We start from the raw sequence: 5,526 nt of genomic DNA, 5'->3' as shown, positions 1-5,526 counted from the left end.
CAGCACCTGATCACTAACAAGAATGGCGAAAAATGGTGAACTTGCCATTTGAGCCATTCGTGGTTAGGTGAAGGTGTTGCCTTTTGGAACACGTTTAAAATTGAATTGTTCGTAAACACATAGTGGCTGAAATACTTTTTTTAAAATAAGAAAAAGCACTTTTCTTGCTCAGAAGCAAACTTGATGAAATAATTTAAGCCGTATTAACGCTATTTTTTAAAACAGCTACTTCAAAAGAGCTCTCAAAGTAAAACAATGGCACCTAAAGAAAGGTCTGTTTCAAAATGAGACATCGCAAAAAAAGCGTACACTAGAACAAAACGCAAATCTCTACTACCACTTGTTACCACTTTCAGGCTTATTCGCAACAATTGTCATGATCATTATGGTGCGCCTTGTTAATGGCAGGATTGATGCCCTTGGATACTTATATTGTGCAATGCCACTTATAGTGTATACATTAATATCGATCATTTACCAACTAATTCATTGAAAAAAACGTTAACTTAGGATACATCTAAATTTTAAACACGATTAGCCTTGGACATAGACACATGTATAAATTAGTGAGACTGGAAACAAAGGCTTTTGTTTATCAAAAAAAGACCCGCCGGTCAAAGCAATAAGGCACTTCGATAACGAATCACTACTTGTATATTTAAATGATCCAGTTTGATCTGACAACAAAATCCAACTTATGATTTTATCTGAACACCTAATAACTGAACAAATTGAGTTGCTTGAAAGGGACTAATTTTTAGACCGGCAATCAACTTAGGATCTACACGCAGACCTGAAATTTCACTACTAGAAAAATCAACATCTTTTAGAATCGCATCTGAAAAGTCACTGGCCATTAATTCACAATTTTTAAACTGCAACAACTTTTTAATTTGAACCGCTTGGAAAAAAGCTTCTGACAGCTTAACGTTATCAAAAACAACTTTCGTCAGACGACTATCACTGAAATTCACATAATCGCCTTTGGACGCTTCAATATGACAGTCTTGCCACCGACTTTGTTCAAATTGAGTGCCCACTAATTGGCAATGTTGGAAATTACAACGGTATATTGCACTTTGATCGAAATTTTTATTTGCAAAATCGATATCTACAAAATGACAGTCTAACCATTCGGTATCGGTGAAATCAGTTTGCTCAAAATGACAATGCTCAAAGGTAAGGTCACTGAAGTGTGTTTTTCGATTACTGGTTATGAATTGACAATTGATATACGATTCCTCCGCAATTACTTGATCTAAAGCTAGTTGTTGGTTTTCTATCATACAGATTCTCCTTTTTAACTTCAATATATGACTCACCCAACAGCATACAAAAATGACTGGCATCAGGCATATCCACCTTACCAGTCATTTAGATTACAAGATAGGTAAATCAACTAAGCATCGTTTCAGCATAGTCAAACGACAAACTTGGATCAGCATTTAAGGTCAAATCCGCAAAAGGTTCGTGTTTTTGTAAAGCAACATGGGCCGCTGCCCCAATCATTGCCCCATTGTCACCACATAAGCGCAATGGTGGAAAGATCACTTCAACTTGATCTAAACCTGCCGCTGCCAAATGTGCGGCTAATTGTTCTCTTAAACCCTGGTTGGCAGCAACACCACCAGCAACAACTAGCTGTTTGACTGGGTATTGCTGTAATGCTTTAATCGTTTTACCTACTAATACATCGATCACACTGGCTTGAAAGCTAGCGGCCAAATCATTTTTTAACAATGCTTCCTGCTTTTGTTCGGCATGATGAACCGTATTAATAAATGCACTTTTTAAACCACTAAAACTAAAATCTAAGTTGTCCTCTTGCAACATCGCTCTGGGAAAGTCAAATGTATCTTTGCCCTCATGTGCCATAGCATCAATGGTTTTGCCGGCAGGATAAGGCACGCCGAGGACGCGACCAATCTTGTCATAGGCTTCGCCAGCAGCATCATCGCGCGTGTCACCGATAATTTCAAATTCACCTGGTGCGCGCAAATAAACTAATTCCGTGTGGCCACCGGAAACCAGCAAGGCCATTAACGGATAAGTCAATTCATGGACCAAACGAGCAGCATAGATATGACCAGCCATATGGTTGACCGGAATTAAAGGCAAGCTATGTGCGAAGCTAATGGCTTTCGCAGCTGAAATGCCAATCAATAAAGCGCCAACCAACCCTGGGCCAACGGTTACAGCGACTGCTTGTAGATCATCATAAGTCACTTGAGCTTCATCTAAGGCATCTTGAGCAGCAACCAGAATAGCCTCCACATGGTGACGACTGGCAACTTCAGGTACGACCCCACCAAAACGTTTATGGGAATTGATTTGGGTGGCAATAATATTACTTAAGATCGTTTGTCCATCCCTAACAACTGCAACACTTGTTTCATCACAACTAGATTCAATTGCCAAGATTAATTCATTCGTTGCCTTCACTGATTTCGCTCCTCTACTGGTAATATTTCATTCAATGCTTTACGCATTTCCATGGCATCGCTATGATCCATAACATAATAACCCCGTTTGACCGGGCCATCTTCAAAACCTAACTTGTGGTATAGCCCCTTCGCAATAACGTTGGTCGTCCGAACTTCTAATGTCATTGCCTGACTATCAAAAGAAATCGCCATGTCAATCATAAATTGCATTAGGTATTTTCCGACACCTTGACCTTGGTATTGGGGCGCAACAGCAATGTTCGTAATATGACTTTCACGTTTCGTAAACCAACAGCCAATAAAAGCAACTAATTTTTGTTCATCCCATAAGACTAAATATAAGGATAGCTCACGCTTGCGTAATTCACTCAAAAAAGCCATACGATCCCAAGGGGTTTGCCCATCATAGACAGACTGCTCCAAGCGTAACATCTCATCAACGTCATCGGTATCTGCTCTGGTTAGTTGAAATTGGTGCCCGTTGATCTGTGCGTTTTGATTTTCGAATTTGATGTCGATATGGGCATCTTCATGTTGAAACCAAGATCTAAACTTCTTGAACATACGGATCGTGTCCCTCATCTTTATGGTTACGTTGCCAATTGACCTCCGCTTCGGTTAATCGCAAGTAACTTGGTGTGAAATTATAAATATCTTTGATTGGTGTAGCATCAATTGCTGCTAAGCCAAGATTAGCAGCAGCCGGCAAATTTGCTGTCGTTGCTGCAAATTCAGCTTGATGGCCTAATTCTGCAAAAATTTGGCTCATGAATGGCTTGATTTCCCCAACAAATACGGCCTTTTCATTTAACTCTTTTATTTCAGCTAGCAGTCGTGTCAAACTGATATGACGATCACTGACAACATTTTCTAAGTGATTATCGTTAGTCAGCGTCCATTGATAAACACCAGCAAATACATTGTTGCGCCGGGCGTCCATCAATGGGACGATCAGCTGACTCCTTTGTTGAATGTTTCGTGCCAAAACTTCTAAGCTTGACAACGCAAACAAAGGTTTGTGTAAAGTCCAGGCAAAAGTTTTGGCTGTTGTAACGCCAATACGTAAGCCAGTATAGGACCCGGGCCCTTTAGCCACGGCGAAACCATCAATATCTTTAATTGTCAGCTGGCTTAATTTCAACAAATCATCAATCGTAGGCATCAACGTCTGACTGTGTGTAAACCCTTTGTTCAAGGTCACTTCTGATAATATTTGATCATCAGCTGTAATGGCAACACTCAAAGGTTTACTGGAGGTATCAATTGCAAGAATATTCATTATTTATCGTCCAAACTTTTAAATTTCAATCAACTGACTTAATTTATCACGATTTTGATTTAAATAAAAGTGAGATCACTTCACAAATCATAAATTCATTGGCCGCTCTTTTAATTCAACAATTGTTTTACGCCAATCCAAGAAACCTGCTTGCAGTCCACGCAGTAACATCTCGGCCGTTCCAATATTAGTTGCCAAAGGAATTTCATAAACATCACTTAACCGAATTAAGGCATTTACGTCAGGTTCATGGGGTTGTGCTGTTAAAGGGTCGCGTAAAAAGATCACTAAATCAATTTTATTTTCAGAAATTAAAGCACCAATTTGTTGATCACCGCCCAAAGGCCCCGACTTCATCTTTTCAATTCTTAAATCAGTAGCGTCCATGATTCGCTGCCCAGTAGCACCTGTTGCAAATAATTCATGCTGTTGCAAAATTGGCTCATAAGCTGTTGCTAAGCGTACCATTAAATCTTTTTTCTTATCGTGTGCAATCAACGCAATGCGCATAATAACCCTCCTATTTTCGAACAACTATATCTTTTATTCTACAACAAAGTAAATTTTTTTGTTGAGGTAGTTGCCGCCCTCCGCTAAAATACTAAAAGAAAGGAAGACAATTATGAAAAAAATACTAGCACTACATACTGGCGGTACGATCTCAATGTCTCAAAGCGACAATGGTGACGTGACGCCCAACGAAGTAAATCCTTTATTAACTGACAATTTTGAAGATCTGTTTGATCATAAAATAGAATTGATTTCTGAGGAAATCTTTAATTTGCCATCACCTCATATGGCGCCAGAGCAGATGTTACAACTTCACGATCGTATTCTTCAAGCTGAAAAAGCCGGCATCGATGGCGTTGTGATCACTCACGGTACCGATACCCTAGAAGAAACCGCCTATTTTTTAGATTTGACGCTACCAGATACGATTCCCGTCGTATTAACCGGTGCCATGCGTTCTTCCAATGAAATTGGCTCAGATGGTCTTTATAATTTTATTAGTGCGATCTGGACTGCTTATTCTGAAGAAGCTCGGAATAAGGGGGTCCTAGTCGTAATGAATGACGAAGTCCATACGGCTAGATATGTAACCAAAACACATACAACGAATGTATCTACGTTTCGAACCCCTACGTTTGGCCCCATCGGTTTAGTAGCCAAGCATCAAGTCCAGTTCTTTCAAGAACTAATTCGACTAGAAAATGTCCAGCTTGATCATGTGATTGATCACGTATATCTTGTCAAAGCTTATGCAGGTATGGATGCTCAACTATTAGAGGTTCTGGCTCAACCCAGCACGAATGGCATAGTTCTAGAAGCTTTGGGTGCTGGCAATATGCCACCTCAAACTTTACCTGCTTTAAAAAAGATCATTGATATGAACATTCCCGTAGTATTGGTTTCACGCTGTTTTAACGGTATTGCTGAAGACGTCTATGAGTACGAAGGTGGAGGTGTTGGCTTGAAAAAGATGGGCATCATCTTCTGCCGTGGCTTAAATGGCCAAAAGGCACGAATCAAATTGTTAGTCGGTCTAAGTGCTGGCATGAACAATGATCAAATTCGTCACTATTTAAGTGATGCCGTTTCCTGATAAAGCTGACCAGTTTAAGTCGTAAATTCGATATAAAATACGTTTAAAATTAAATGATTCGCAAATAACTAGAGGAGGCTGGGACATAAGTCTTTTTATACAGCCTAAAGTAAAAAATTCCTTGAGATCTGATCTCAAGGAATTTTTTGCTTTTATGTAGGCACGAAGTGCCTTCCAATGTTATTCTATAAGCGACAAAA

Annotated in this window: 6 protein-coding genes; 1 reads left to right on the top strand and 5 read right to left on the bottom strand. The window is 39.6% G+C overall.

The features are described 5' to 3' along the window. Positions 1-695: 695 nt before the first annotated feature. From FHQ08_RS12480 to mgsA, 5 genes are all read right to left on the bottom strand, one after another. Positions 696-1,286 (bottom strand): pentapeptide repeat-containing protein, encoded by a 591-nt coding sequence (locus FHQ08_RS12480; RefSeq protein WP_230914717.1) that lies wholly within the window; start codon positions 1,284-1,286, stop codon positions 696-698. Between the two features lie 109 nt (positions 1,287-1,395). After that, positions 1,396-2,442, bottom strand: coding sequence for a tRNA (adenosine(37)-N6)-threonylcarbamoyltransferase complex transferase subunit TsaD (tsaD, locus tag FHQ08_RS12475; RefSeq protein ID WP_230914716.1), 1,047 nt, complete (start codon positions 2,440-2,442; stop codon positions 1,396-1,398). Continuing rightward, positions 2,439-3,008, bottom strand: a complete 570-nt coding sequence (gene rimI / locus FHQ08_RS12470; protein WP_230914715.1) for a ribosomal protein S18-alanine N-acetyltransferase — start codon at positions 3,006-3,008, stop codon at positions 2,439-2,441. Before rimI ends, tsaD begins: the two co-directional genes overlap by 4 nt. Next, positions 2,992-3,723: a tRNA (adenosine(37)-N6)-threonylcarbamoyltransferase complex dimerization subunit type 1 TsaB gene (gene tsaB / locus FHQ08_RS12465; protein ID WP_230914714.1), complete on the bottom strand. Its 732-nt coding sequence runs from the start codon at positions 3,721-3,723 to the stop codon at positions 2,992-2,994. The genes rimI and tsaB overlap by 17 nt, the downstream gene beginning before the upstream one ends. An 87-nt stretch (positions 3,724-3,810) precedes the next feature. Then, positions 3,811-4,233 (bottom strand): methylglyoxal synthase, encoded by a 423-nt coding sequence (mgsA, locus tag FHQ08_RS12460; RefSeq protein ID WP_230914713.1) that lies wholly within the window; start codon positions 4,231-4,233, stop codon positions 3,811-3,813. 112 nt (positions 4,234-4,345) lie between these two features. On the opposite strand from mgsA, the gene FHQ08_RS12455 reads away from it, so the two are divergent. Beyond that, the gene (locus FHQ08_RS12455) at positions 4,346-5,326 is read left to right on the top strand and encodes an asparaginase (RefSeq protein ID WP_230914712.1); all 981 of its coding nucleotides are present in this window, start codon (positions 4,346-4,348) and stop codon (positions 5,324-5,326) included. Positions 5,327-5,526 lie beyond the last annotated feature (200 nt).

The sequence above is a fragment of the Agrilactobacillus fermenti genome (assembly GCF_021030645.1).
GTDB classification, from domain to species: domain Bacteria; phylum Bacillota; class Bacilli; order Lactobacillales; family Lactobacillaceae; genus Agrilactobacillus; species Agrilactobacillus fermenti.
The sequence above is the reverse complement of the archived record's forward strand: the minus strand, read 5'-3'. Positions and strand labels throughout refer to the sequence as shown.

What these genes read in the sequence shown, in the direction of transcription:
- FHQ08_RS12480 (WP_230914717.1), bottom strand. Translation starts at nt 1,286, where the DNA reads ATGATAGAAAACCAACAACTAGCTTTAGATCAAGTAATTGCGGAGGAA.
- rimI (WP_230914715.1), bottom strand. Translation starts at nt 3,008, where the DNA reads ATGTTCAAGAAGTTTAGATCTTGGTTTCAACATGAAGATGCCCATATC.
- tsaB (WP_230914714.1), bottom strand. Translation starts at nt 3,723, where the DNA reads ATGAATATTCTTGCAATTGATACCTCCAGTAAACCTTTGAGTGTTGCC.
- mgsA (WP_230914713.1), bottom strand. Translation starts at nt 4,233, where the DNA reads ATGCGCATTGCGTTGATTGCACACGATAAGAAAAAAGATTTAATGGTA.
- FHQ08_RS12455 (WP_230914712.1), top strand. Translation starts at nt 4,346, where the DNA reads ATGAAAAAAATACTAGCACTACATACTGGCGGTACGATCTCAATGTCT.